23 protein-coding genes and 3 pseudogenes are annotated in these 24,050 nt (G+C 51.8%); 11 read left to right on the plus strand and 15 right to left on the minus strand.

The annotated features are described in order from the left end of the window. Nucleotide 1: 1 nt before the first annotated feature. The 5 genes from chbR to osmE form a co-directional block, all read right to left on the minus strand. Entirely contained in the window at nucleotides 2-844 is an 843-nt protein-coding gene (gene chbR, locus C1P89_RS07960; protein ID WP_000983653.1) for a transcriptional regulator ChbR, read from the minus strand. A 7-nt stretch (nucleotides 845-851) separates the two neighbouring features. Next, complete coding sequence (gene chbA, locus C1P89_RS07965) at nucleotides 852-1,202, minus strand: PTS N,N'-diacetylchitobiose transporter subunit IIA (RefSeq protein WP_000968919.1); 351 nt, start codon at nucleotides 1,200-1,202, stop codon at nucleotides 852-854. Nucleotides 1,203-1,252: 50 nt separating this feature from the next. Then, nucleotides 1,253-2,611, minus strand: a complete 1,359-nt coding sequence (gene chbC, locus C1P89_RS07970; RefSeq protein WP_000073012.1) for a PTS N,N'-diacetylchitobiose transporter subunit IIC — start codon at nucleotides 2,609-2,611, stop codon at nucleotides 1,253-1,255. A gap of 84 nt (nucleotides 2,612-2,695) precedes the next feature. Next, nucleotides 2,696-3,016: a PTS N,N'-diacetylchitobiose transporter subunit IIB gene (gene chbB, locus C1P89_RS07975; RefSeq protein ID WP_000412169.1), complete on the minus strand. Its 321-nt coding sequence runs from the start codon at nucleotides 3,014-3,016 to the stop codon at nucleotides 2,696-2,698. A 298-nt stretch (nucleotides 3,017-3,314) separates the two neighbouring features. Beyond that, entirely contained in the window at nucleotides 3,315-3,653 is a 339-nt protein-coding gene (osmE, locus tag C1P89_RS07980) for an osmotically-inducible lipoprotein OsmE (RefSeq protein ID WP_001039044.1), read from the minus strand. Between the two features lie 201 nt (nucleotides 3,654-3,854). Here osmE and nadE point away from each other — a divergent pair, with 201 nt between their 5' ends. Together nadE and cho are read left to right on the plus strand one after the other, a co-directional pair. Continuing rightward, nucleotides 3,855-4,682 carry an NAD(+) synthase gene (gene nadE / locus C1P89_RS07985; RefSeq protein ID WP_000175008.1) on the plus strand — a complete coding sequence of 276 codons (828 nt, stop codon included), beginning with the start codon at nucleotides 3,855-3,857 and terminating at the stop codon, nucleotides 4,680-4,682. 229 nt (nucleotides 4,683-4,911) lie between these two features. After that, nucleotides 4,912-5,799 (plus strand): excinuclease Cho, encoded by an 888-nt coding sequence (gene cho, locus C1P89_RS07990; protein ID WP_000252397.1) that lies wholly within the window; start codon nucleotides 4,912-4,914, stop codon nucleotides 5,797-5,799. On the opposite strand, the gene ves is transcribed toward cho, so the two are convergent. From ves to astC, 8 genes and pseudogenes are all read right to left on the minus strand, one after another. After that, nucleotides 5,759-6,334 carry an environmental stress-induced protein Ves gene (ves, locus tag C1P89_RS07995; RefSeq protein ID WP_004983350.1) on the minus strand — a complete coding sequence of 192 codons (576 nt, stop codon included), beginning with the start codon at nucleotides 6,332-6,334 and terminating at the stop codon, nucleotides 5,759-5,761. The two genes, cho and ves, sit on opposite strands and share 41 nt — an antisense overlap. Before the next feature lie 255 nt (nucleotides 6,335-6,589). Continuing rightward, nucleotides 6,590-7,287 (minus strand): IS1-like element IS1A family transposase gene (locus C1P89_RS08000; RefSeq protein ID WP_094096600.1). Its coding sequence is split into 2 segments (ribosomal slippage): nucleotides 6,590-7,038 and nucleotides 7,038-7,287, totalling 699 coding nucleotides; the frame shifts between segments, so codons are not numbered across the junction. Between the two features lie 50 nt (nucleotides 7,288-7,337). Further along, nucleotides 7,338-7,799 (minus strand): ATP-independent periplasmic protein-refolding chaperone Spy, encoded by a 462-nt coding sequence (gene spy, locus C1P89_RS08005; RefSeq protein ID WP_001228982.1) that lies wholly within the window; start codon nucleotides 7,797-7,799, stop codon nucleotides 7,338-7,340. A 329-nt stretch (nucleotides 7,800-8,128) separates the two neighbouring features. After that, the gene (astE, locus tag C1P89_RS08010; protein ID WP_000368481.1) at nucleotides 8,129-9,097 is read right to left on the minus strand and encodes a succinylglutamate desuccinylase; all 969 of its coding nucleotides are present in this window, start codon (nucleotides 9,095-9,097) and stop codon (nucleotides 8,129-8,131) included. Then, nucleotides 9,090-10,433 (minus strand): N-succinylarginine dihydrolase, encoded by a 1,344-nt coding sequence (astB, locus tag C1P89_RS08015; protein ID WP_000994988.1) that lies wholly within the window; start codon nucleotides 10,431-10,433, stop codon nucleotides 9,090-9,092. Before astB ends, astE begins: the two co-directional genes overlap by 8 nt. Continuing rightward, nucleotides 10,430-11,908 (minus strand): annotated as a pseudogene (gene astD / locus C1P89_RS08020) (succinylglutamate-semialdehyde dehydrogenase). Before astD ends, astB begins: the two are co-directional and overlap by 4 nt. Continuing rightward, nucleotides 11,905-12,939, minus strand: a complete 1,035-nt coding sequence (gene astA / locus C1P89_RS08025) for an arginine N-succinyltransferase (protein ID WP_000989404.1) — start codon at nucleotides 12,937-12,939, stop codon at nucleotides 11,905-11,907. The pseudogene astD and the gene astA overlap by 4 nt, the downstream one beginning before the upstream one ends. Further along, nucleotides 12,936-14,156 (minus strand): succinylornithine/acetylornithine transaminase, encoded by a 1,221-nt coding sequence (astC, locus tag C1P89_RS08030; RefSeq protein ID WP_000081997.1) that lies wholly within the window; start codon nucleotides 14,154-14,156, stop codon nucleotides 12,936-12,938. The genes astA and astC overlap by 4 nt, the downstream gene beginning before the upstream one ends. A gap of 445 nt (nucleotides 14,157-14,601) precedes the next feature. Here astC and xthA point away from each other — a divergent pair, with 445 nt between their 5' ends. From xthA to ynjE, 9 genes and pseudogenes are all read left to right on the plus strand, one after another. Beyond that, nucleotides 14,602-15,408 carry an exodeoxyribonuclease III gene (xthA, locus tag C1P89_RS08035; protein WP_000673918.1) on the plus strand — a complete coding sequence of 269 codons (807 nt, stop codon included), beginning with the start codon at nucleotides 14,602-14,604 and terminating at the stop codon, nucleotides 15,406-15,408. Nucleotides 15,409-15,574: 166 nt separating this feature from the next. Beyond that, nucleotides 15,575-16,285, plus strand: a complete 711-nt coding sequence (locus C1P89_RS08040; protein WP_005138990.1) for a TVP38/TMEM64 family protein — start codon at nucleotides 15,575-15,577, stop codon at nucleotides 16,283-16,285. Between the two features lie 4 nt (nucleotides 16,286-16,289). After that, nucleotides 16,290-16,967 carry a lipoprotein YdjY gene (gene ydjY / locus C1P89_RS08045; RefSeq protein WP_000077941.1) on the plus strand — a complete coding sequence of 226 codons (678 nt, stop codon included), beginning with the start codon at nucleotides 16,290-16,292 and terminating at the stop codon, nucleotides 16,965-16,967. Nucleotides 16,968-16,981: 14 nt separating this feature from the next. Continuing rightward, nucleotides 16,982-17,689, plus strand: coding sequence for a TVP38/TMEM64 family protein (locus C1P89_RS08050; RefSeq protein WP_000977126.1), 708 nt, complete (start codon nucleotides 16,982-16,984; stop codon nucleotides 17,687-17,689). Next, complete coding sequence (locus C1P89_RS08055) at nucleotides 17,689-18,237, plus strand: carboxymuconolactone decarboxylase family protein (protein ID WP_000524072.1); 549 nt, start codon at nucleotides 17,689-17,691, stop codon at nucleotides 18,235-18,237. Before C1P89_RS08050 ends, C1P89_RS08055 begins: the two co-directional genes overlap by 1 nt. A gap of 9 nt (nucleotides 18,238-18,246) precedes the next feature. Next, the gene (locus tag C1P89_RS08060; RefSeq protein ID WP_001215333.1) at nucleotides 18,247-19,413 is read left to right on the plus strand and encodes an ABC transporter substrate-binding protein; all 1,167 of its coding nucleotides are present in this window, start codon (nucleotides 18,247-18,249) and stop codon (nucleotides 19,411-19,413) included. After that, nucleotides 19,386-20,922: pseudogene (locus C1P89_RS08065) on the plus strand (ABC transporter permease family protein). Before C1P89_RS08060 ends, C1P89_RS08065 begins: the two are co-directional and overlap by 28 nt. Then, the gene (locus C1P89_RS08070) at nucleotides 20,922-21,575 is read left to right on the plus strand and encodes an ATP-binding cassette domain-containing protein (RefSeq protein WP_005138999.1); all 654 of its coding nucleotides are present in this window, start codon (nucleotides 20,922-20,924) and stop codon (nucleotides 21,573-21,575) included. Before C1P89_RS08065 ends, C1P89_RS08070 begins: the two are co-directional and overlap by 1 nt. A gap of 66 nt (nucleotides 21,576-21,641) precedes the next feature. Continuing rightward, a complete protein-coding gene (gene ynjE / locus C1P89_RS08075) occupies nucleotides 21,642-22,949 on the plus strand; it encodes a thiosulfate sulfurtransferase YnjE (RefSeq protein ID WP_001297658.1) in 1,308 nt (435 codons plus the stop codon). Between the two features lie 8 nt (nucleotides 22,950-22,957). Here ynjE and C1P89_RS08080 read toward each other — a convergent pair. Both C1P89_RS08080 and C1P89_RS08085 read right to left on the minus strand, forming a co-directional pair. After that, a pseudogene (locus C1P89_RS08080) lies at nucleotides 22,958-23,314 on the minus strand (CDP-alcohol phosphatidyltransferase family protein); the annotation flags it as partial. A 16-nt stretch (nucleotides 23,315-23,330) separates the two neighbouring features. Further along, nucleotides 23,331-24,028 (minus strand): IS1-like element IS1A family transposase gene (locus C1P89_RS08085; RefSeq protein ID WP_094096600.1). Its coding sequence is split into 2 segments (ribosomal slippage): nucleotides 23,331-23,779 and nucleotides 23,779-24,028, totalling 699 coding nucleotides; the frame shifts between segments, so codons are not numbered across the junction. Nucleotides 24,029-24,050: the final 22 nt, after the last annotated feature.

A 24,050-nucleotide genomic window follows, 5' to 3' on the forward strand; every position in this document is an offset into this window, starting at 1 on the left:
CTTACTGATTAAATTCAGTCAATTTCTTACGATAGCTCTTAGGCGTAAAGGACGTTAATTTCTTAAACGTTTTAATAAACAAACTCGGGCTACTATAACCGGCCTCAAACGCAATATCCGTCACGGAATAGTTGGTCATTTCCAGTTGTTTTTTGGCAAAATTAATACGGATCTCATTAATAATCTGCATTGGTGTTTTGCCATAATATCGTTGAGTCGCTCGCGTCAAATATTCCTGTGATTTGGCTGACAACGTCACCATATTCTCCAGCGCCGATTCACTAAACTGCTCTTTATCATGCATCTTTTCTACCGTACTTTTCAGCCACTGCGGTACATCATCAATCACCTGTTCTTCGCGGTAATGACGTAAACGGTTAATGACATAAAAAGTAACCATCTCAACAAACTCTTCCAGCCCTGTTTCGCGGAAATTCAATGAAGAAATCACTGTTTCCACATAGGTGAGAAAAGCGTTATTGGTCCGGTATACCTGCGAAGCGACAAAGCAATAAGGCAACAACGGCAGGTAATGCTGCTCAAAAAAGCGTTTACTGATCCCAACGTTCAATATACGCGTGGCACCAAACTCATAAAAACTTTGATGGTGCGAACCTAACGGAATAAAAACAAAATCGCCCCGTTCCAGTAACACGCGCTTACCGTTAATCTCCTGGAAATAACGCCCGGTTAATACCAGAGTAAATTCATAATAGTCGTGCTGATGCAGCCCGCTGATACTCTCAGTTTTGTTATAGATAAACACATGGAAGTTTTTGCCATTAAACAACTGCTGTTCTCGGGCAGTGGCAATTTCCGGCGCGTTAATCACTGGCTGCATCATCGACTCCTTATGCCTTCAGTTTTTCATGAAGCTCAATTAATTCAGTAATCAGTTCACGCGCAAGCATGGACGTCATTAAATGATCCTGAGCGTGGACCAGCACCAGACTCACTTTCATCTTACCTTCGCCCGCATCGCCTTCAATCAGTTTCGTCTGTACCAGATGCGCTTCATTCAATGCCATCCGTGACTGATCCATCATGGCTTTTGCTGCAGCAAAATCGCCCTGCTTCGCCTGTTTCAGTGCCGCATACGCCAGGCTGCGCGCTTGTCCGGAGTTGATGATAAGCCCCATCACCACTTCTTCCAGCTCTTCAGCTTCCGTTTGCGTATCGGGAATGTTATCGAGATCCATCATACATCGTTCCTCTCTATTCTTACCGGCACGATTACCCGTACCGGCATCGATTAAAATTTCAGGGCGTTAGCGATATCTTCTTCGCGCTCTTCTTTATCAATCGCGTTTTGTGCTTTGTTAGCCACCACAACAAAGGGCAGATAAATTAACGTTGCGATACCAAGGTTGAAGAGTGCAACCAGCAATGCGGCGACGCTACCGTTGGTGTTAAAGAAGGCTCCCAGACCGGTTGGCATGGTCCACGGTGCAATATTGGTCACCGGAGGAATGATGCCCATGTAGTACGCTGCGAGGGTGATTGCCGCCAGAATCGGTTGTACCAGTACAAACGGGATAAACATCACCGGGTTCATGATAATTGGCAGACCAAACAGAATCGGTTCGTTAATCTGGAAGATGCCGGACGGCAGCGCCAGTTTTGCCACCTGACGATAATCAGCACGGCGAGAGGCGATAAAGATAGCCAGGATCAGGCCTAAAGTCGCACCACTGCCCCCAAGGAAAATAAAGGAGTCCAGCATCGGCTTGGCCCAGATATGGAAGGTCTTACCGGCTGCCAGCGCCGCTTCGACGGAACCATATTGCTGATAGGTCGCGATATTTTCCAGCGCCCACGGCGTCATAATGCCGTTGTCCAGTGCGGTCAGCGCCAGCGCGCCATGAATACCGAAGAACCAGAGCAGTGGAACAAAGATCACATAGGCCCAGCCCACCACGCTACCCAACGATGCCAGTGGGGTTGAGATGGTATCCATAATGATCTGATGGAAGTTGGTGCCCCAGGTATTCAACGCCCAGGCAATAATCCCCATCACGGAAAGAATAATAAAGCCGGGAATTAATGCCGAGAAGGAACGCGATACTGAAGCAGGTACGCTATCGGGCAATTTAATGACCCAATTGCGGCGGACAATAAAGGTAAACATTTCTGCCACCACCAGGCCAATAATAATCCCGGAGATGATATTCGCTCCACCTAACCAGTTTGCGCCAACCACATAGGCCTCACCGACACTATATGGGGTGACGGTCATAAATGCTGCAACGGATAACAACCCAGCCGCCAGCGCATCGACTTTACGCTCTTCTGCCAGCGCCATGCCAATAAAGAACGGTGCCATTAAAGACATTATCCCTAATGTTCCGTTATATACGTTGCCGCCAATACCTTTCAGGCCATTAAGTGTTTCAATGGTTGAGGCGTCGAGGCGAATACCTAAGGAATAAAAAAACGCCCCCTCCCCAAAGCTTAGAAAAACGTTGTTAATTAATACAAACATGGCCCCCGCAAGGGTTAACGGCATTAAGCGAATAAAGCCATTTTTGATTGCATTAACGTGTGGCTGCTTTCCTATTTTAACTGCAAAAGGGAGGAGTACCTTTTCAAGCGATGCAATAACATTACTCATAGAAAAATACCCTTAAAAACCGCAATTTAAATATTGCGGTATTGATTTATGAAATAACTCTTTGACGGGAAAATTTAAAATAAATTAATTTGCTGCGGCTTTTTTAATCGCTGCAACCGCAGCCTTAAGCACGCCTAAACCATCGACTTTGCCATAAAGCAGCGAGTCAATTACTTCAACCGGTTTGTTGGGTAACAAACGCTGGATTTCGGGCAACATATAAGCAATCTGCGGCCCTAATAACACGACATCGGCATTCTGACCTTTTTCACCAGCCAGTGTTTCCGGAAATGCTTCAATAATGACCGGAACTTCATATTTTTCTGCCTGTGCGCGCATTTTTGATACCAGTAAAGAGGTAGACATGCCCGCAGAACAAAACAGATAAATGTGTTTCTTTTCCATAAAACTGCCCTCATCGACGATTATCTGTCAGCCAGACACTCCGCAAGCCTTAACCTGCTTCCATGCTCTGGGTAACTTGCGAAACCAACATGACTTTTTTTGTGGCTGAAAGGAGTATACGGTATAGACCTGAGCAATAGTATTTCTTTGACCTTATAAATTGTTTCTCCTTGACCTGTGGTTATGACCCTCTTCACATTTCGGGCAAATAATTCGCGAAGATAATTAAGAACTCAGGCCAAAAAAAACCGGCGCAATGGCCGGTTTCCGTTGTTACTCAAGCTTTCAGACGAATTGATTACTTCGCAGCCTGTGGATCAGTGTCGTATTCAGCACAGGTCTGATAACCGGAGTTGATGACATGTCCGGTATCATCTAACGCGACAAAGTAGGTTTCTGCTTTACCATCACGTTGACCCAGGATGTAGGTCTGGCAAGTACCACGAGCATGGATCATGCTCACTTCAGACGAAGGTTTACCCGCAATTTGTGCAACCTGCGCCCGGCTCATGCCTTTTTTGACGTCTTTCACCACAGGCTGTACAAACTGGTCTTTAGTACGATCATAAGCCGTACAACCCGCCAGCATGGTTAATACCGCCGCTGCACTCAGAATTCCTGCCATATTCTTGTTCATATTCCGTCCTCTTGTTTATCAGCGTGTTAGATAAGCCTGGAATACATTGGGCGCTTTTTCAAGCCCGCGAACGAAACGGCTCCGCTTTCAGAGGATTCCTGTATGACGTTTTAACCACCATTCAGCCCGCTGTCGCTTGTCGTTTCAGTGGCAACGGGTTAGCTTTAAGGAAGTTTTGTCTTTTCTGTCTGGAGGGGTTCAATGACATTGCAACAACAAATAATAAAGGCGCTGGGCGCAAAACCGCAGATTAATGCTGAAGAGGAAATTCGTCGTAGTATCGATTTTCTGAAAAGCTACCTGCAAACTTATCCGTTCATTAAATCACTGGTGCTCGGGATCAGCGGCGGTCAGGACTCCACGCTTGCCGGAAAGCTGTGCCAGATGGCGATTAATGAGCTGCGCCTGGAAACCGGCAACGAATCACTGCAATTTATTGCCGTACGCCTGCCCTATGGTGTTCAGGCCGACGAACAAGATTGCCAGGATGCCATTGCCTTTATTCAACCGGATCGCGTATTAACCGTTAATATCAAGGGCGCGGTATTGGCCAGCGAACAGGCATTGCGGGAAGCAGACATTGAACTGAGCGATTTTGTCCGTGGCAATGAAAAAGCGCGTGAGCGGATGAAAGCACAATATAGCATTGCGGGTATGACCAGCGGTGTCGTGGTGGGCACCGATCATGCAGCAGAAGCCATTACCGGATTCTTCACTAAATATGGTGACGGCGGTACAGACATTAATCCGCTGTATCGTCTCAACAAACGTCAGGGTAAACAGTTACTGGCGGCATTAGGTTGCCCGGAACACCTTTATAAGAAAGCGCCAACGGCCGATCTGGAAGATGATCGCCCTTCTCTGCCAGATGAAGTGGCACTCGGCGTGACCTATGACAATATCGACGACTATCTGGAAGGGAAAAACGTACCTGAACAGGTCGCCAGAACAATAGAGAACTGGTATCTGAAAACCGAACATAAACGCCGTCCGCCAATTACCGTTTTCGATGATTTCTGGAAAAAGTAATAATTTGCACATAATGGTTTGTGCGAAAAAGAGTAATTTGTTCACGCCGGATGCGGCGTGAACGCCTTATTCGACCTACAAAACTATGCAAATTCAATATATTGCAGGAGTCGAATAGGCCTGACAGGCGTAGCACGTCAGACGGTGTAACCTTTGTCATCGACCCGCCTCTTTTTTAATCGCTCCCCGCCTGTTACACTGGATAGATAACCAGCATTCGGAGTCAACAGTGGTACGGCGTTTAACTTCTCCGCGGCTCGAATTTGAAGCTGCGGCAATTTATGAATATCCCGAACATTTACGTTCATTCCTTAATGACTTACCCACCCGACCAGGGGTGTATCTGTTTCATGGCGAAAGTGACACCATGCCGCTCTATATCGGCAAAAGCGTTAATATCCGCAGTCGGGTGCTTTCTCATTTACGCACCCCGGATGAAGCCGCCATGCTACGGCAATCCCGGCGAATTAGCTGGATCTGTACCGCAGGCGAAATCGGCGCTCTGCTCCTTGAAGCGCGATTAATCAAAGAACAACAGCCGCTGTTTAATAAACGGTTGCGCCGCAATCGCCAGCTCTGTGCCCTGCAATTAAATGAAAAGCGCGTCGATGTGGTGTATGCCAAAGAGGTGGATTTTTCACGAGCCCCCAACCTGTTTGGCCTGTTTGCCAATAGGCGCGCAGCTTTGCAAGCATTGCAGACCATCGCTGATGAACAAAAACTTTGTTATGGCCTGCTGGGACTGGAACCGTTAAGTCGCGGTCGTGCATGTTTTCGTTCAGCGCTAAAACGTTGCGCCGGAGCATGCTGCGGTAAAGAGAGCCATGAGGAACATGCGCTACGCTTGCGCCAGTCTCTGGAGCGTTTGCGGGTGGTGTGTTGGCCTTGGCAAGGTGCGGTGGCACTGAAAGAACAGCACCCGGAAATGACTCAATATCATATTATTCAAAACTGGCTGTGGCTGGGGGCGGTTAATTCGCTGGAAGAAGCGACAACGTTAATTCGGACACCCGCCGGGTTTGATCACGACGGTTATAAAATTCTTTGTAAGCCGCTGCTTTCCGGTAACTATGAAATTACTGAACTTGATCCGGCGAATGACCAGCGAGCCAGTTGATTTCACTGAACAACAGTTTACCTTGCGGTTGTAAAAGCCGCAGGGTGTGCCTGCCATCGAACCAGCACGCGCCCTGGTCGGTAGTGAGCAATTTATCGCCCAGTTGCCACGCCCCGTTAATCACAAACACCACCCCGCCGCGTGAGCCAAAGGTAGTAAACGTACGTTCGGCAATTCTGACTTTCGCCTTACAGACATCCAGGCGTGTCATGATGTTGAAATCCATCGACATCTGCCCTTCCGTCAGTTTCGCTTTTACCACCTGGTCCGCTGCAAAGGCAAAAGGCTGTAACGGTTTTAAGGTATGGTTAAAGCGGTCTGCGCTTTCAAGGAGCATCTCGCCGCCTTCCAGCAACGTCACTATCCTTTCCATGCCGGGAAACAAAGAAAACTCCCCATTCGCCGCGATGGATGCAATGCTGGCACGCCAGTAAAAATCACGTTTTGCCGGTGGGAAAGTGCAAATTTCGCGCGTTTCACCGGCAGCATTTCGCCACAGATTCACCGACATTTTACGCATATCAAAGTATTCCATACTCGCTCCCGGCCCGTTCTTTTCATTGTTATCGTTCAGGTAACCGTGGATGGTTATCGGCAACTCGGGTGATTTACGTTAGTGGTGATCAGGCTTTTTTTACAACTGTTTGAGAAGAGAAAAGAAAACCGCCGATCCTGTCCACCGCATTACTGCAAGGTAGTGGACAAGACCGGCGGTCTTAAGTTTTTTGGCTGAAAGATTATTCAGCAGTTGCAGGCATTTTACCTTTTGCCGCTGGGTAATGACTCCAACTTATTGATAGTGTTTTATGTTCAGATAATGCCCGATGACTTTGTCATGCAGCTCCACCGATTTTGAGAACGACAGCGACTTCCGTCCCAGCCGTGCCAGGTGCTGCCTCAGATTCAGGTTATGCCGCTCAATTCGCTGCGTATATCGCTTGCTGATTACGTGCAGCTTTCCCTTCAGGCGGGATTCATACAGCGGCCAGCCATCCGTCATCCATATCACCACGTCAAAGGGTGACAGCAGGCTCATAAGACGCCCCAGCGTCGCCATAGTGCGTTCACCGAATACGTGCGCAACAACCGTCTTCCGGAGACTGTCATACGCGTAAAACAGCCAGCGCTGGCGCGATTTAGCCCCGACATAGCCCCACTGTTCGTCCATTTCCGCGCAGACGATGACGTCACTGCCCGGCTGTATGCGCGAGGTTACCGACTGCGGCCTGAGTTTTTTAAGTGACGTAAAATCGTGTTGAGGCCAACGCCCATAATGCGTGCAGTTGCCCGGCATCCAACGCCATTCATGGCCATATCAATGATTTTCTGGTGCGTACCGGGTTGAGAAGCGGTGTAAGTGAACTGCAGTTGCCATGTTTTACGGCAGTGAGAGCAGAGATAGCGCTGATGTCCGGCAGTGCTTTTGCCGTTACGCACCACCCCGTCAGTAGCTGAACAGGAGGGACAGCTGATAGAAACAGAAGCCACTGGAGCACCTCAAAAACACCATCATACACTAAATCAGTAAGTTGGCAGCATCACCTTGCCGCTGGACGTTCTGTCAGACGCTTCTCAAAATTAGCATTAAATTGCTTTTTCTGTTCCGGCGTCAGGATGTTGTAAATTTTGTTCTGGGTTTCCATGTGCGCCAGCATGTTAGCTTTGCGCTGTTCTTCCATTTTTGCGATCTGCGCTTCAGCTTTTGCTTTATCGAAGGTATCGCTGGCAATGATGTCATGCATTGCGCGGCGTTCTTCCAGCGGCGGACGTTTCATCTGGTCACGCTGGCCTTTCATGATTTCGCGGATCTGCTGTTTCTGCGCGTCGGTCAGGTTCAGGTCTTTGAACATCATGTCCTGATGCGGACCGAACTTGCCTTTGTGGTGCATCATCGGCTTCGCGTCAGCCGGTGCTGCGGTAGTGGTGTCTGCGGCATGGGCCAGGTTAGCCGCGCCAAGAGCCAGGGTAGAGGCAACAAACAGTGCAGTTAATTTACGCATATTCTATATCCTTCCTTTCAGTTATTTATTACGGCTTTCTTAAGTAGCGTGCCGTGTTGACGAGATTAACTTTACTGACTTTAGCGTCAATTAATCAGAGCAACGGTAAAACAATGAAAGTGTAAAAAACACTTTTGCGCCAATTATGGAGAAAAAAAGAAAATTTGATGGAGAGTGATGAGAGAATATTACAACACAATGATTTTGCAGAGATTATGAAGAACTATACCGGATGACTGGTGATAAATAAAGCAAATAACCAGGATTAATCTGTATTAATTTATAAGAAAGCAACTTAATACCCGCAGAATGATTTCTGCGGGTAAGTATTAGCTTATTTTTTCGAGCATTAATCCCGCGCGTAATCCCAACGCTACCAACGGATTAGGGAATAACACATACTCTACATCATGGGTTACGGTAAAACGTTCCTCTCCGTCCTGCGCCAGCAATGTTCCTTTCTCAAACGGCATAAAATTCAGCGTGTCACTTGCCATATGCATTTCGAAGGACGGCGAGTGGCGAGTAATTTGCGAAACCACCCGATAACGGAGCGGCGGTGTTCTCACGATACCGACACTCTCACCAGATAGCAGCGCAGCAATTGCGCTGGCAGTTACTGCAAACTGGCGAAGATCGTTTTGCCCAAAGGGCAACGCTTTGCCAAGTTCCAGCGTACAGGCCAGCGCGCCAAAATGTCTGGCGCTGAAATGGGTAAACGTACCACCAGGCTCCTGATGGAACACCAGCGCCTCCAGCCCCGCCGCACCCAGCCACGTCAGAAATTTCTCGTCCCAGGGAATGTCGCGTTGCGGTAATACACCGAACTGAGGATGCAAGGAGCCACGAATTGCGGTATGTAGATCAAGGTGCCAACGCACAGATTCTTTGCCCTGGTCATAAAAATCTTCCAGGCACTGTTCCAGTTCGCGCGCCCGACAGGTTTCTCCGCTTTCAGCAAATAGCTGCCAACGACCGCCAAACATTCGGTTCATATCGCTATGGCAATAACGTTTCCCTTGCTTCAGCGCAGGAGGATCCCCGAGGATCACCAGCAACCGCCAACGTAACGGGATCTCGCCGTGAGATATCGCGCCAAGCAACGCGTCCAGCATTTCCACAGGTGCCGTCTCATTACCGTGGATCCCCGCAGAAATCACCAGCGCGCCTTGCGGTGGCGTTAATGGCGTCAGTTCCAGCACACCATCGCCCAGCCAGCGCCAGCGAACGCCGTTGATTTCTCGCTCGGTGATAACCGGTTTTTTACCCGTTAAGGTCAGAGCAAGAAAATTATCCATTGCCCCCTCCCTCGCGCTGGAACGGATAAACCGAACCGAGATTCAGTAATTGGCTCAATACATCCAGTGCTTCCCGCCCTTCGCGCAGCAATTGCGGGTCGGCCAGATCGGCAGCAGTAAGGCGATCGCGGTAGTAACGATCCACCCAGTCATTGAGCGCATTAAACAGCGTATCGTTCATCATCACCGCCGGATTCACCGCCCGGCGTTCTTCTTCTGTCAATACTACCCGCAACCGCAGGCACGCCGGGCCGCCGCCATTCGCCATGCTTTCACGTAAATCAAAGACTTTTAGTTCGCTAATCGGGTTGTCAGCGGCAAGGAGTTCATTGAGATAACCCCATACTCCGGCGTGTTCCCGACACTCCTGAGGCAGCACCAACATCATGGAACCATCATCGCGGCTCAACAGTTGGCTGTTAAACAGATAGGTAGACACCGCATCCGACACGGAAACCTGAGTTGCCGGAACTTCTATCGCCATAAAACCGTTCACCCGCGCCCGCAGGTTTGCCAGTAACTGTGACTGGCGAGCGAACGCCTGTTGGTGGCAAAACAGCACCTGGCGGTTACTTACGGCAATCACGTCATTATGAAAAACACCCTGGTCGATAACGTCCGGGTTTTGCTGGGCGAAAATCACCTGTTGGGGATTCACCTGATTAAGCCTTGCCACCGCCTCGCTGGCTTCGCGAGTCTGTCGCGCCGGATAACGGGAAGGCCGGGTATCATTGCCTTCTTCTCGCCCGTAGACAAAAAGTTGCATACCCGGCTCACCGTAATGACCGCCGAGACGATTGTGGTTTGCCGCCCCCTCATCACCGAGCAACGCTACCTGCGGCAACGCCGAATGGACGCTAAATTTCTCTTCGTCGTTAAAAATAGCTTTTAACAGCGATTCAGTGACGGGCGCTTCCAGCGAACGGTGAAATTTATTGTTCAGGTTGGCAACGGTGAGATGCACTTTGCCATCCAGCGTATCGGCAGATGGCGCGATCGTTGCCGCATTGGCTACCCACATTGGCGAAGCGGAGCTGACGCTGGAAAGCCAGTGCGGTGCCTGGCGTGCAACTTTTTCCAGTACCTGCTCATCGCTACCACTGAATCCCAACTGACGCAGCACCGGAATAAACGGACGCTCGTGCGGCGGGATCACGGCCTGGGGGAATCCCGCATCGGCAAGGGTTTTCATTTTCAGTAAGCCCTGTTTCGCCGCCAGTCGCGGGTTAGACACCTGAAAACGGTGACGGGTAGAGGCTTCATTACCAAACGACAGGCCAGCGTAATGATGCGTCAGCCCTACCAGCCCGTCGAAATTAACTTCCCAGGCGTTCATCGCACCACCTCATCGGAAAAATCCAGCCCGGGGTTAAGCGTTGCGGGCAAAGTTAACGAGTCCGACTCCAGGCTCGCCATAGGCCATGCGCAGTAATCTGCGGCATACCAGGCGCTGGGGCGATGGTTACCGGATGCACCAATGCCGCCGAATGGCGCGGTACTGGCAGCACCAGTAAGCGGTTTGTTCCAGTTAACAATCCCCACCCGCGCCTCCAGCAACAGTTGATCGAATTTTTCCCGCTCGGGGGAAACCAGACCGCAAGAGAGTCCGAAGCGAGTGTTATTCGCCATTAGAATCGCTTCCTCGAAAGAATCATAACGCCAGACGCGCAATAACGGTCCGAACACCTCTTCATCTGGTACGCCAGCAACGCCTGTCATTTCAATGATCCCCGGCGTCAGCAACGATGTCTCTGATTGTAATAAGCGCGGCGCAAGCAGGGTTCGTCCGCCCATCGCTTCCAGTTGCTGCTAGGCAGTAACCACCTGCTGTGCGGCCTGTTCAGAAATCAGCCCGCCAATAAACGGCTGCGGTTCGTCATCCCAGTTGCCCGGCGTTAATCGCTGGCTGACGGCAACCAGACGAGCAAGAAACGCATCGCCCTGTGCTCCGCTTTTGAGCAATAAACGGCGGGCGCAGGTGCAGCGTTGCCCGGCTGTGACAAACGCCGACTGAATGGTCAGATGGACAGCCGAGTCGATATCCGCCACCTCATCGATAATTAGCGGATTATTACCGCCCATCTCAAGGGCGAGAATTTTCTCCGGCTGACCGGAGAGCTGGCGATGCAGCTGGTAGCCGGTATTGGCGCTACCGGTAAACAGCAAACCGTCGAGATCCTCCAGCGCACTCAGCGCCTGACCCGTTTCACGCCCGCCCTGCACCAGGTTCAGCACGCCCGGCGGCAAGCCAGCCTGCTGCCATAAACGCATTACCGCTTCGCCACTCCACGGTGTCAGTTCGCTGGGTTTAAAGATAATGGTGTTACCTGCCAGCAATGCCGGAACGATATGTCCGTTCGGCAAATGACCAGGGAAATTATACGGCCCAAACACCGCCAGCACGCCGTGCGGGCGATGTCGCAGGCTCGCCGCACCGTCCGGCATTTCACTACGCTGCTCGCCGGTACGAACGTGATACGCCTTAATTGATATCGCGATTTTATTGATCATCGCCGTCACTTCGGTTGCCGCTTCCCAGCGCGGCTTACCCGTTTCTCTGGCAATAATCGCGGTTAATTCGGCTTTATTGCTTTCCAGCAATCCGGCAAAGCGTTCGACAACGACCTGACGTTCAGCCAATGAGAGCCGCGCCCAGCGCGGAAACGCCGCACGGGCTGCCCGACAAGCCTGTTCGACCTGAGCGGCATCGGCATCATTGCCTTGCCATAACACCTCGCCCGATACCGGATTACGCTTCACACGCGATGCGCCCTGGCCCGTTATCCAGTCACCGTTAATCCATAAAGTCATGCTGTTTTCTCCTCTGCGCACAGGCGCACCAGACGAACGCGATCCCCTGCGTGGCATTTGAGGGCATCCAGTTGTGCGGCGGTTAAAATCAAACGCTCGGTTGCCGGATCGGTACGCGCCAGCACCACGCGGAAATGGTGATAATTTTCATTGGCGACCAGGCAGGCCGGAAAATCGCCCTGCGCAGGCTGCCCTTCTGCCACTTCCACCAGCCGACTTTTACGGATGGCGCGCACGCGGTCGATGTCACACTCAAGCGTTGGCCCGCCGTCGAAGATGTCGATATAGTTGCGGTAACGAAAACCTTCTTTCTCCAGCACCGCGCGGGCAGGCGCGGTTTGCGGATGTACCTGACCGATGACGTCCTGGGCTTCCTGGGATAAAAAGTGGGTATAGATCGGATGTTTCGGCATCAGTTCTGCAATAAATGCCTTTTGCCCGGTGCCGCAGAGAAAATCGACGCGGCTAAAATCCATCGAAAAGAAGCGTTTACCGAGGCTTTGCCAGAACGGTGAATAGCCGTGTTCGTCAATCACCCCGCGCATTTCAGCAACCACTTTGTCATTAAACTTGTCGCGAAAAGCCGCCATAAACATAAAGCGCGATTTCGACAGCAAATAGCCGTTGCCCTCTTTGCGCCAGTCCGGGTCGAGAAACAGCGTGCACAGCTCGCTGCTGCCGGTGTGATCGTTACTAAGAAACAGCGTCGGCAATGCGTTATAGATATTCAGCTCTTTTGAGGCGTGAACCAACGTGCCGACCCGATAGTTGTACCAGGGATCGTTCAGCCCAACCGCCACCTCAATGGCGCAAATCCCCGCCACGGTGCCTGTCTCGCTATCTTCCAGCACGAACACATAGCCCTGCTCGCTTTTGGGCAGTTCGCCTTGCCAGGTTTTGATTGCCCTTTCGATACGCGCGGAAAGCGTGGCTTCATTGGCGGGAAGCGACGTCAGGCCGCCGCCCGTTTTGCTGGCAAGCTGCATCAGCGCCGAGACATCTGAGCGCTCAACGGGACGGATGACCATCATGATGAACCTCGGCTAACAAAGTGTTCGCAAGCAGCTGCAAAGCGATCCAGTCCGGTCGTCACCTCTTCTTCGCTGACATTGAGCGCAGGCGCAAAACGCACCACGTTGCCACCCGCAATCAGTACCATAACGCCTGCTTTCGCCGCCTCCTGAGAGATCTGTTTCGCTTGTCCGGCGTAATCGGCATTCAGTACACAGCCAATCAACAAACCTAAGCCGCGAACTTCACTGAACAAACCGTAGCGGTGATTAATGGTATTAAGACGCTCAACAAACCAGTCGTGACGCTGTTTAACGCCATTAAGCATCTCTGGTGTGTTGATGAGCTCCAGCACTTTGCCCGCCACCGCCGAGGCCAGCGGATTGCCGCCATAGGTGGTGCCATGAGTGCCAACGGTCATCACGCTGGCGCACTCTTCGGTTGTTAACAACGCACCGACCGGGAAACCGCCGCCCAGCGCTTTGGCGGTAGTTAACAGATCAGGTGTCACGCCGTAGTGCATATAGGCATACAGTTCCCCGGTGCGCCCGACGCCGGTTTGTACTTCATCAAAAATCAACAGCGCATTGTGGCGGTCACACAATTCACGCAGACCTTGTAAAAACGCGTTGCTGGCTGGCACCACACCGCCTTCCCCCTGGATGGGTTCGACAATCACCGCACAGGTGGCGTCGTCAATCAGCGCGCTGGCAGAGTTAATATCGTTATATGCAGCATGACGGATATCTGGTGGCAGTGGCGCAAAATCCTGTGAATAGGCTGGCTGCCCACCCGCACTGACAGTAAACAGCGTGCGACCATGAAACGCATTTTTAAACGCCACGATACCGCTCTTATGGCTGCCGTAGCGGTCGTGAGCGAATTTACGCGCCAGTTTTAGCGCCGCTTCGTTGGCTTCCGCACCGGAGTTACAAAAGAAGACGCGATCGGCAAACGTGGCGTCGATCAATTTTTTCGCCAGTCGCAGTACCGGCTCGTTGGTGTAACCGTTGCCGGTATGCCAGAACTTACTCGCCTGTTCGTTCAGCGCTTCACGCAGTTCCGGATGCGCATGGCCCAGCGCGTTCACCGCAATGCCACCCGCGAAGTCGATATACTCTTTCCCCTGCTGATCCCACAAGCGCGAACCTTCGCCACGTACCGGTATAAAGGGTGCCGGAGCGTAAACAGGTATCATCCATTCATCAAAGTTTTCACGCGTAATTGGCTGAGACATAGCGACCTCTACAGTAAATAATTCGCTATCTATATGTTAACAATAAGTAATGTTTGCGCTGTAAATGTAGATTGCAGGGTTCGTGCCAGCCAGTGATAAAAGTGCATAAACGGCGGAGGCTAACTGGAAATCAAGGAGTTATAACCAAACCATATGCATTTAAAGTGCATATAAAGTGAATACGTTTGCGATGTGGGTGAATAAAAAGAATAAAAAACGCAATGTTATGCAGAAGTAAAATATAATTCTGGAATTGTGATCATTGACGAAATTTACTGGAAATTACTGCGCCATTCTGACGCAGCGCGCACCAAAAGCGGGCATTTTTTGCGCCATCGTTGACATCATTAACAACCATCGATCAAATCACTTAACAACAGGCGGTAAGCAACGCGAAATTCTGCTACCATCCACGCACTCTTTATCTGAATAAATGGCAGCGACTATGAAATTTGTCTCTTTTAATATCAACGGCCTGCGCGCCAGACCTCACCAGCTTGAAGCCATCGTCGAAAAGCACCAACCGGATGTGATTGGCCTGCAGGAGACAAAAGTTCATGACGATATGTTTCCGCTCGAAGAGGTGGCGAAGCTCGGCTACAACGTGTTTTATCACGGGCAGAAAGGCCATTATGGCGTGGCGCTGCTGACCAAAGAGACGCCGATTGCCGTGCGTCGCGGCTTTCCCGGTGACGACGAAGAGGCGCAGCGGCGGATTATTATGGCGGAAATCCCCTCACTGCTGGGTAATGTCACCGTGATCAACGGTTACTTCCCGCAGGGTGAAAGCCGCGACCATCCGATAAAATTCCCGGCAAAAGCGCAGTTTTATCAGAATCTGCAAAACTACCTGGAAACCGAACTCAAACGTGATAATCCGGTACTGATTATGGGCGATATGAATATCAGCCCTACAGATCTGGATATCGGCATTGGCGAAGAAAACCGTAAGCGCTGGCTGCGTACCGGTAAATGCTCTTTCCTGCCGGAAGAGCGCGAATGGATGGACAGGCTGATGAGCTGGGGGTTGGTCGATACCTTCCGCCATGCTAATCCGCAAACAGCAGATCGTTTCTCATGGTTTGATTACCGCTCAAAAGGTTTTGACGATAACCGTGGTCTGCGCATCGACCTGCTGCTCGCCAGCCAACCGCTGGCAGAATGTTGCGTAGAAACCGGCATCGACTATGAAATTCGCAGCATGGAAAAACCGTCCGATCACGCCCCCGTCTGGGCGACCTTCCGCCGCTAATTTAGCAGCTCTCCTGGCTCAAACTGGGTCAGGAGAATTAACCTTGAGAAAAATCAACAAACTGTCAGTAATGATTTGTTGCCTGCCGTCCTTTGTTATACCGTCACTGCGTTTTTAGTTGTCTGACCACTTCTCTATTATCAAGTTTGATATAGGAAACTCCACGATGAATGCTGAGCGTAAATTTCTTTTCGCCTGTCTTATTTTTGCGCTGGTCATTTACGCTATCCACGCTTTCGGTTTATTCGATCTGCTCACCGATTTACCCCACTTACAGACACTCATTCGCCAGAGCGGATTGTTCGGTTATAGCCTCTATATTCTGTTATTCATCATTGCCACCCTCTTTGTGTTACCAGGAAGCATACTGGTGATCGCTGGAGGAATAGTTTTTGGCCCGCTCTTAGGGACACTACTCTCATTAATTGCCGCCACGCTGGCCTCCTCGTGCTCATTCCTGCTGGCGCGGTGGCTGGGACGTGATTTACTGCTGAAATACGTGGGCCATAGCCATACCTTCCAGGCCATTGAAAAAGGCATTGCGCGTAACGGTATTGATTTTCTTATTCTGACCCGCTTAATCCCGTTGTTTCCTTACAATATTCAAAATTACGCTTACGGATTAACCACCATCGCCTTCTGGCCTTATACCCTTATTTCGGCACTCACGACCCTGCCCGGTATTGTTATTTATACCGTGATGGCAAGCGATCTCGCCAATGAAGGCATTACGCTGCGCTTTATTTTACAACTCTGTCTGGCGGGCCTGGCGCTGTTTATTCTCGTCCAGCTCGCAAAACTCTACGCCCGACACAAACATGTGGATCTGTCTGCTTCGCGCCGCAGCCCGCTTACTCACCCAAAAAATGAAGGATAGAACGATGTCGCAACATTATTCAGTGTCATGGAAAAAAGGACTGGCTGCACTCTGCTTACTGGCTGTTGCCGGGCTTAGCGGCTGCGATCAAAAAGAGAATGCGGCGGCAAAAGTGGAATACGACGGACTTTCGAACAGCCAACCGCTGCGCGTCGATGCCAATAACCATACGGTAACCATGTTGGTGCAAATTAATGGTCGTTTCCTCACCGACGACACTCGTCACGGTATTGTGTTTAAAGATGGCTCCAACGGACATAAATCGCTGTTTATGGCTTATGCGACCCCGAAAGCATTTTATGAAGCCCTGAAAGAGGCAGGTGGTACGCCGGGCGAAAACATGACGATGGATAATAAAGAAACGACTCATGTCACAGGCAGCAAACTGGATATTTCGGTCAACTGGCAAGGGGCGGCAAAAGCGTATTCCTTCGATGAAGTGATTGTTGACAGTAATGGCAAGAAACTGGACATGCGCTTTGGCGGTAATTTAACGGCAGCAGAAGAGAAGAAAACGGGTTGCCTGGTGTGTCTGGATAGCTGCCCGGTCGGCATCGTCAGCAATGCAACATACACTTATGGTGCGGTGGAAAAACGCGGCGAAGTGAAATTCAAAGGCAATGCCTCAGTTCTCCCGGCGGATAACACGCTGGCAACGGTTACCTTTAAAATCACCGAATAAAGCCAGGATAAAGGATGATGAAGATGCAATCGCGTAAAATCTGGTACTACCGTATAACCCTCATCATCCTGTTGTTCGCTATGCTGCTCGCATGGGCGCTGCTTCCCGGCGTCCATGAGTTTATCAATCGCAGCGTTGCGGCGTTTGCCGCCGTGGACCAACAGGGTATAGAACGCTTTATTCAGTCTTACGGCGCACTGGCGGCAGTTGTCTCGTTCTTGTTGATGATTTTACAGGCCATTGCTGCACCGCTACCTGCGTTTTTGATCACCTTTGCCAATGCGTCGCTGTTTGGCGCGTTCTGGGGCGGCTTGCTGTCGTGGACCAGTTCGATGGCCGGCGCGGCGCTGTGCTTTTTTATCGCCAGAGTGATGGGCCGCGAAGTGGTGGAAAAATTAACCGGCAAAACCGTGCTTGACAGTATGGACGGCTTTTTCACTCGCTACGGCAAACACACCATCCTGGTCTGTCGGTTATTGCCTTTTGTCCCTTTCGATCCAATCAGCTATGCTGCCGATCTGACTTCAATACGTTTTCGCTCGTTTTTTATCGCCACCGGGCTTGGTCAATTACCGACGACTATTGTTTATTCCTGGGCGGGCAGCATGTTAACAGGCGGTACTTTCTGGTTTGTCACCGGACTGTTTATTCTGTTTGCCCTGACCGTGGTGATTTTTATGGCGAAGAAAATATGGCTTGAGCGCCAGAAGAGGAATGACTGATGGGTTTACCGCCGCTTAGCAAAATTCCTTTCATTTTACGTCCGCAGGCGTGGCTGCATCGTCGCCATTACGGCGAGGTGCTAAGCCCGATTCGCTGGTGGGGGCGGATCCCGTTTATCTTTTATTTGGTGTCAATGTTTGTTGGGTGGCTGGAGCGCAAACGCTCACCGCTCGATCCGGTAGTGCGATCGCTTGTCAGCGCGCGCATTGCGCAAATGTGCCTGTGTGAGTTTTGTGTGGATATCACCAGTATGAAAGTCGCCGAGCGTACCGGCAGCAGCGATAAACTGCTGGCAGTGGCTGACTGGCGGCAAAGCCCGCTCTTTAGCGATGAAGAACGGCTGGCGCTGGAGTACGCCGAAGCCGCAAGCGTCACACCGCCAACAGTCGATGATGCCCTGCGTACCCGACTGGCTGCGCATTTTGACGCTCAGGCGCTCACCGAACTGACGGCATTGATCGGCCTGCAAAACCTGTCGGCTCGTTTTAATTCTGCCATGGACATTCCCGCTCAGGGGCTGTGCCGTATTCCGGAAAAACGTTCTTAAGGAGAGAAGATGCGCCATTGTGGGTGGTTGCTGGGATTGTTATCGCTGTTTTCTTTGGCAACACATGCCAGTGACTGGCAGGAAATTAAAAATGAGGCCAAAGGGCAAACCGTCTGGTTTAACGCCTGGGGCGGCGATACCGCAATTAACCGCTATCTCGACTGGGTTAGCGGCGAGATGAAAACCCATTACGCTATAAACCTGAAGATTGTTCGTCTCGCGGATGCCGCAGACGCGGTGAAGCGCATTCAGACCGAAGCTGCTGCCGGTCGTAAAACGGGCGGCTCGGTGGATCTGCTCTGGGTGAACGGCGAAAACTTCCGCACCTTAAAAGAGGCCAATTTATTACAAACGGGCTGGGCGGAGACTCTGCCCAACTGGCGCTATGTCGACACACAGCTGCCGGTGCGGGAAGATTTTTCAGTGCCGACACAAGGTGCGGAATCGCCCTGGGGCGGCGCACAACTGACGTTTATCGCCCGCCGCGATGTTACGCCACAGCCACCACAAACGCCGCAAGCCTTACTGGAGTTTGCTAAAGCCAATCCCGGCACGGTTACTTATCCGCGCCCACCGGACTTTAGCGGCACGGCGTTTCTTGAACAGTTGCTGATTATGCTGACGCCAGATCCCGCCGCATTAAAAGAAGCGCCGGACGATGCGACTTTCGCCCGTGTCACTGCGCCCTTGTGGCAATATCTTGATGCACTGCATCCGTATTTGTGGCGCGAAGGAAAGGATTTCCCGCCTTCGCCCGCGCGGATGGATGCTCTGCTGAAAGCCGGCACATTGCGCCTGTCGCTGACCTTTAACCCCGCGCATGCGCAGCAAAAAATCGCCAGCGGCGATTTGCCGGCAAGCAGTTACAGTTTTGGCTTTCGCGAGGGGATGATTGGCAACGTGCATTTCGTCACCATTCCAGCCAACGCGAATGCCAGTGCTGCGGCGAAGGTAGTTGCCAATTTCCTGCTCTCACCCGATGCGCAACTGCGTAAAGCAGATCCCGTTGTCTGGGGCGATCCTTCTGTTCTCGATCCGCAAAAACTGCCTGACGGGCAGCGCGAAATATTGCAATCAAGAATGCCGCAGGATCTGCCGCCGGTACTGGCTGAACCGCACGCAGGATGGGTGAATGCACTGGAACAAGAATGGTTACGCCGTTACGGTACGCATTAATCTTTTTGCTGTGGGCGATGGTGGCGGTGATTTATGCACCGCTGATCCCGGCAGCTCTCACGCTGATATCGCCTGCGTTGTCGTTGACACACTGGCAGGCGTTATTTGCCGATCCACAGTTACCGCATGCATTACTGGCAACGCTGGTATCGACAACCATCGCGGCGGTCGGGGCATTGTTGATTGCCCTGCTGGTGATTGTGGCGCTATGGCCTGGGCCGAAATGGCAGCGTATGTGCGCCCGTCTGCCGTGGCTGCTCGCCATTCCCCATGTGGCTTTTGCCACCAGCGCCCTGCTGCTCTTTGCTGACGGAGGGCTGCTATATGACTATTTCCCGTATTTCACTCCGCCAATGGACCGATTTGGCATCGGTCTGGGCCTCACCCTTGCAGTGAAAGAAAGCGCATTTCTGCTGTGGATCTTAGCGGCAGTATTGAGCGAAAAACGGCTGTTGCAGCAGGTCATTGTGCTGGATTCGCTGGGCTACAGCCGCTGGCAATGCCTGAACTGGCTGCTGTTGCCCTCCGTCGCGCCTTCGCTGGCAATGGCGATGCTGGCGATTGTTGCCTGGTCGCTTTCGGTCGTGGATGTGGCGATTATTCTTGGGCCAGGTAATCCACCGACGCTGGCAGTAATTAGCTGGCAGTGGTTAACTCAGGGCGACGCGGATCAACAAACGAAAGGCGCACTCGCCAGTCTGCTGCTGATGCTGTTACTCGCCGCCTACGTTTTGCTGAGCTATCTGCTATGGCGCAGCTGGCGGCGCACTATTCCCCGCGTAGATGGCATTCGCAATGCCTGCCACACCTTTATTACCAGGCACTACGCTGGCGAGTTTTTTACCCTTAACCGGTGTGCTGTGTGTGGTTCTGCTGGCGATCCTCGCGGATCAGTCGACGATCAATAGTGAAGCACTCATCAACAGTCTGACAATGGGGCTGGTAGCAACATTCATCGCTTTGCTCCTGTTACTGCTGTGGCTGGAATGGGGGCCACAGCGTCGCCAGTTGTGGCTATGGTTGCCCATTCTATTGCCCGATCTGCCACTGGTGGCGGGCCAGTACACGCTGGCGCTATGGCTGAACCTAGATGGAAGCTGGACGGCGGTGGTCTGGGGGCATCTGCTGTGGGTAATGCCGTGGATGCTGTTTATCCTGCAACCCGCCTGGCAGCGCATTGATTCACGGTTAATTTTGATTGCGCAAACACTGGGCTGGTCGCGGGCCAAAATCTTCTTTTACGTGAAATGCCCACTCATGTTGCGCCCTGTGCTGATTGCCTTCGCGGTGGGATTTTCAGTCAGTATTGCGCAGTATATGCCGACGCTGTGGCTGGGCGCGGGGCGTTTTCCGACGCTCACCACTGAGGCGGTGGCATTAAGCAGCGGCGGCAGCAACGGTATTCTCGCCGCCCAGGCTTTATGGCAACTGTTGTTACCGCTTATTATTTTTGCCCTGACCGCGTTAGTCGCAAAATGGGTAGGTTATGTCAGACAAGGACTCCGCTAATGCTCTGCGTGAAAAATGTTTCGCTACGTTTACCAGAAAGCCGCTTGCTGACAAACGTTAACTTTACGGTTGATAAAGGTGACATCGTCACGTTAATGGGGCCGTCTGGCTGTGGAAAATCCACTCTGTTTTCATGGATGATTGGTGCACTGGCTGGACAGTTTTCTTGTACAGGTGAGCTATGGCTCAATGAGCAACGGATTGACATGCTACCCACCGCACAGCGTCAGATTGGCATTCTTTTCCAGGATGCACTGTTATTTGACCAGTTCAGCGTCGGGCAAAATTTACTGCTGGCGCTACTGTCGACGCTCAAGGGGACTGCCAGGCGCAATGCCGTGAAAGACGCGCTTGATCGAGCGGGACTGGCTGAAACTTATCACCAGGACCCTGCGACATTATCAGGCGGTCAGCGAGCGCGGGTGGCCCTGCTGCGCGCCCTTCTCGCTCAGCCAAAAGCGTTACTCCTGGATGAGCCATTCAGCCGTCTTGATGTGGCTCTGCGCGATAATTTTCGCCAGTGGGTGTTCAGCGAAGTTCGCGAACTGGCGATCCCCGTCGTTCAGGTAACGCACGATCTCCAGGATGTTCCTGCTGATAGTTCTGTTCTGGATATGGCGCAGTGGTCAGAAAATTACAACAAACTGCGATAACGCAAAGTTTTTCTCAATGCGTCAGTTCAGAATGGCGCACTCAAAACTACAATGTCGGGATTTTCGATGAAACGTGTTTCTCAAATGACCGCGCTGGCAATGGCTTTAGGGCTGGCTTGCGCTTCTTCGTGGGCCGCTGAACTGGCGAAGCCTCTTACACTTGACCAGCTTCAACAACAAAATGGCAAAGCGATAGATACTCGCCCCAGCGCGTTTTATAACGGCTGGCCACAAACCTTAAATGGCCCTTCTGGTCATGAACCTGCCGCCTTAAACCTCTCTGCCAGCTGGCTCGACAAAATGAGCACCGAACAGCTCAACGCGTGGATCAAGCAACATAACCTGAAAGCCGATGCCCCGGTGGCGCTGTACGGTAATGACAAAGATGTCGACGCCGTCAAAACGCGACTGCAAAAAGCAGGTTTTACGCATATCTCCATTCTGAGTGACGCGCTAAGCGAACCTTCCCGTCTACAAAAACTGCCGCACTTTGAGCAGCTGGTTTATCCGCAATGGCTGCACGACCTGCAACAAGGTAAAGAGGTTACGGCGAAACCTGCCGGTGACTGGAAAGTCATTGAAGCGGCCTGGGGCGCTCCTAAGCTTTACCTTATCAGCCATATTCCCGGTGCTGACTACATCGATACCAACGAAGTGGAAAGCGAACCGCTGTGGAACAAAGTTTCTGATGAACAACTAAAAGCGATGCTGGCAAAACACGGCATTCGCCATGACACCACGGTCATTCTGTACGGGCGTGACGTATACGCTGGAGCGCGTGTGGCGCAAATTATGCTCTACGCAGGCGTGAAAGATGTGCGTCTGCTGGATGGCGGCTGGCAAACCTGGTCCGACGCGGGACTGCCTGTTGAGCGAGGAACGCCACCGAAAGTGAAAGCGGAACCGGATTTCGGCGTGAAGATCCCGGCACAACCGCAGTTGATGCTCGATATGGAACAGGCCCGTGGACTGCTGCATCGCCAGGATGCATCGCTGGTGAGCATTCGTTCGTGGCCAGAATTTATCGGTACGACCAGCGGTTACAGCTATATTAAACCAAAAGGTGAAATAGCCGGAGCACGTTGGGGACACGCTGGTAGCGACTCGACGCATATGGAAGATTTTCATAACCCGGATGGCACCATGCGCAGCGCCGATGATATTACCGCTATGTGGAAAGCGTGGAATATCAAACCAGAGCAGCAAGTTTCATTCTACTGCGGCACCGGCTGGCGCGCGTCCGAAACCTTTATGTACGCACGCGCCATGGGTTGGAAGAATGTTTCCGTGTATGACGGCGGCTGGTACGAATGGAGCAGCGATCCAAAAAATCCGGTAGCAACCGGTGAACGCGGCCCGGACAGTAGCAAATAACATTGCAATTACTGACGCTGGAGCGACTTCAGCGTCAGATACCCACTCCACACCCGCGTAAAGGTCGTCATCCAGCACAACGCACCGAAGATCCACGCAAACCACGCAAACCATGCAGGGAATAAACATCCCAGCACAAACAGTAAGATCGTTTCTGTGCCTTCGGTTAATCCCCCCAGATAGTAAAACGACTTATGTGCATAACCGGGGTTATCAATCTGATGTTTTGCTGCCAGTGCAGCAAAGGCGAGAAAACTGCTGCCCGTGCCGATAAACGCAAACAACAACCAGCCGCCTGCCAGCGCATTTTGCTCCGGTGCAGCAAGAATAAAGCCAAACGGCACCAGCGCGTAAAAGAGAAAATCGGGTAATGACTCCAACTTATTGATAGTGTTTTATGTTCAGATAATGCCCGATGACTTTGTCATGCAGCTCCACCGATTTTGAGAACGACAGCGACTTCCGTCCCAGCCGTGCCAGGTGCTGCCTCAGATTCAGGTTATGCCGCTCAATTCGCTGCGTATATCGCTTGCTGATTACGTGCAGCTTTCCCTTCAGGCGGGATTCATACAGCGGCCAGCCATCCGTCATCCATATCACCACGTCAAAGGGTGACAGCAGGCTCATAAGACGCCCCAGCGTCGCCATAGTGCGTTCACCGAATACGTGCGCAACAACCGTCTTCCGGAGACTGTCATACGCGTAAAACAGCCAGCGCTGGCGCGATTTAGCCCCGACATAGCCCCACTGTTCGTCCATTTCCGCGCAGACGATGACGTCACTGCCCGGCTGTATGCGCGAGGTTACCGACTGCGGCCTGAGTTTTTTAAGTGACGTAAAATCGTGTTGAGGCCAACGCCCATAATGCGTGCAGTTGCCCGGCATCCAACGCCATTCATGGCCATATCAATGATTTTCTGGTGCGTACCGGGTTGAGAAGCGGTGTAAGTGAACTGCAGTTGCCATGTTTTACGGCAGTGAGAGCAGAGATAGCGCTGATGTCCGGCAGTGCTTTTGCCGTTACGCACCACCCCGTCAGTAGCTGAACAGGAGGGACAGCTGATAGAAACAGAAGCCACTGGAGCACCTCAAAAACACCAT

It is taken from the genome of Shigella sonnei (assembly GCF_002950395.1).
Classification (GTDB): Bacteria; Pseudomonadota; Gammaproteobacteria; order Enterobacterales; family Enterobacteriaceae; genus ECMA0423.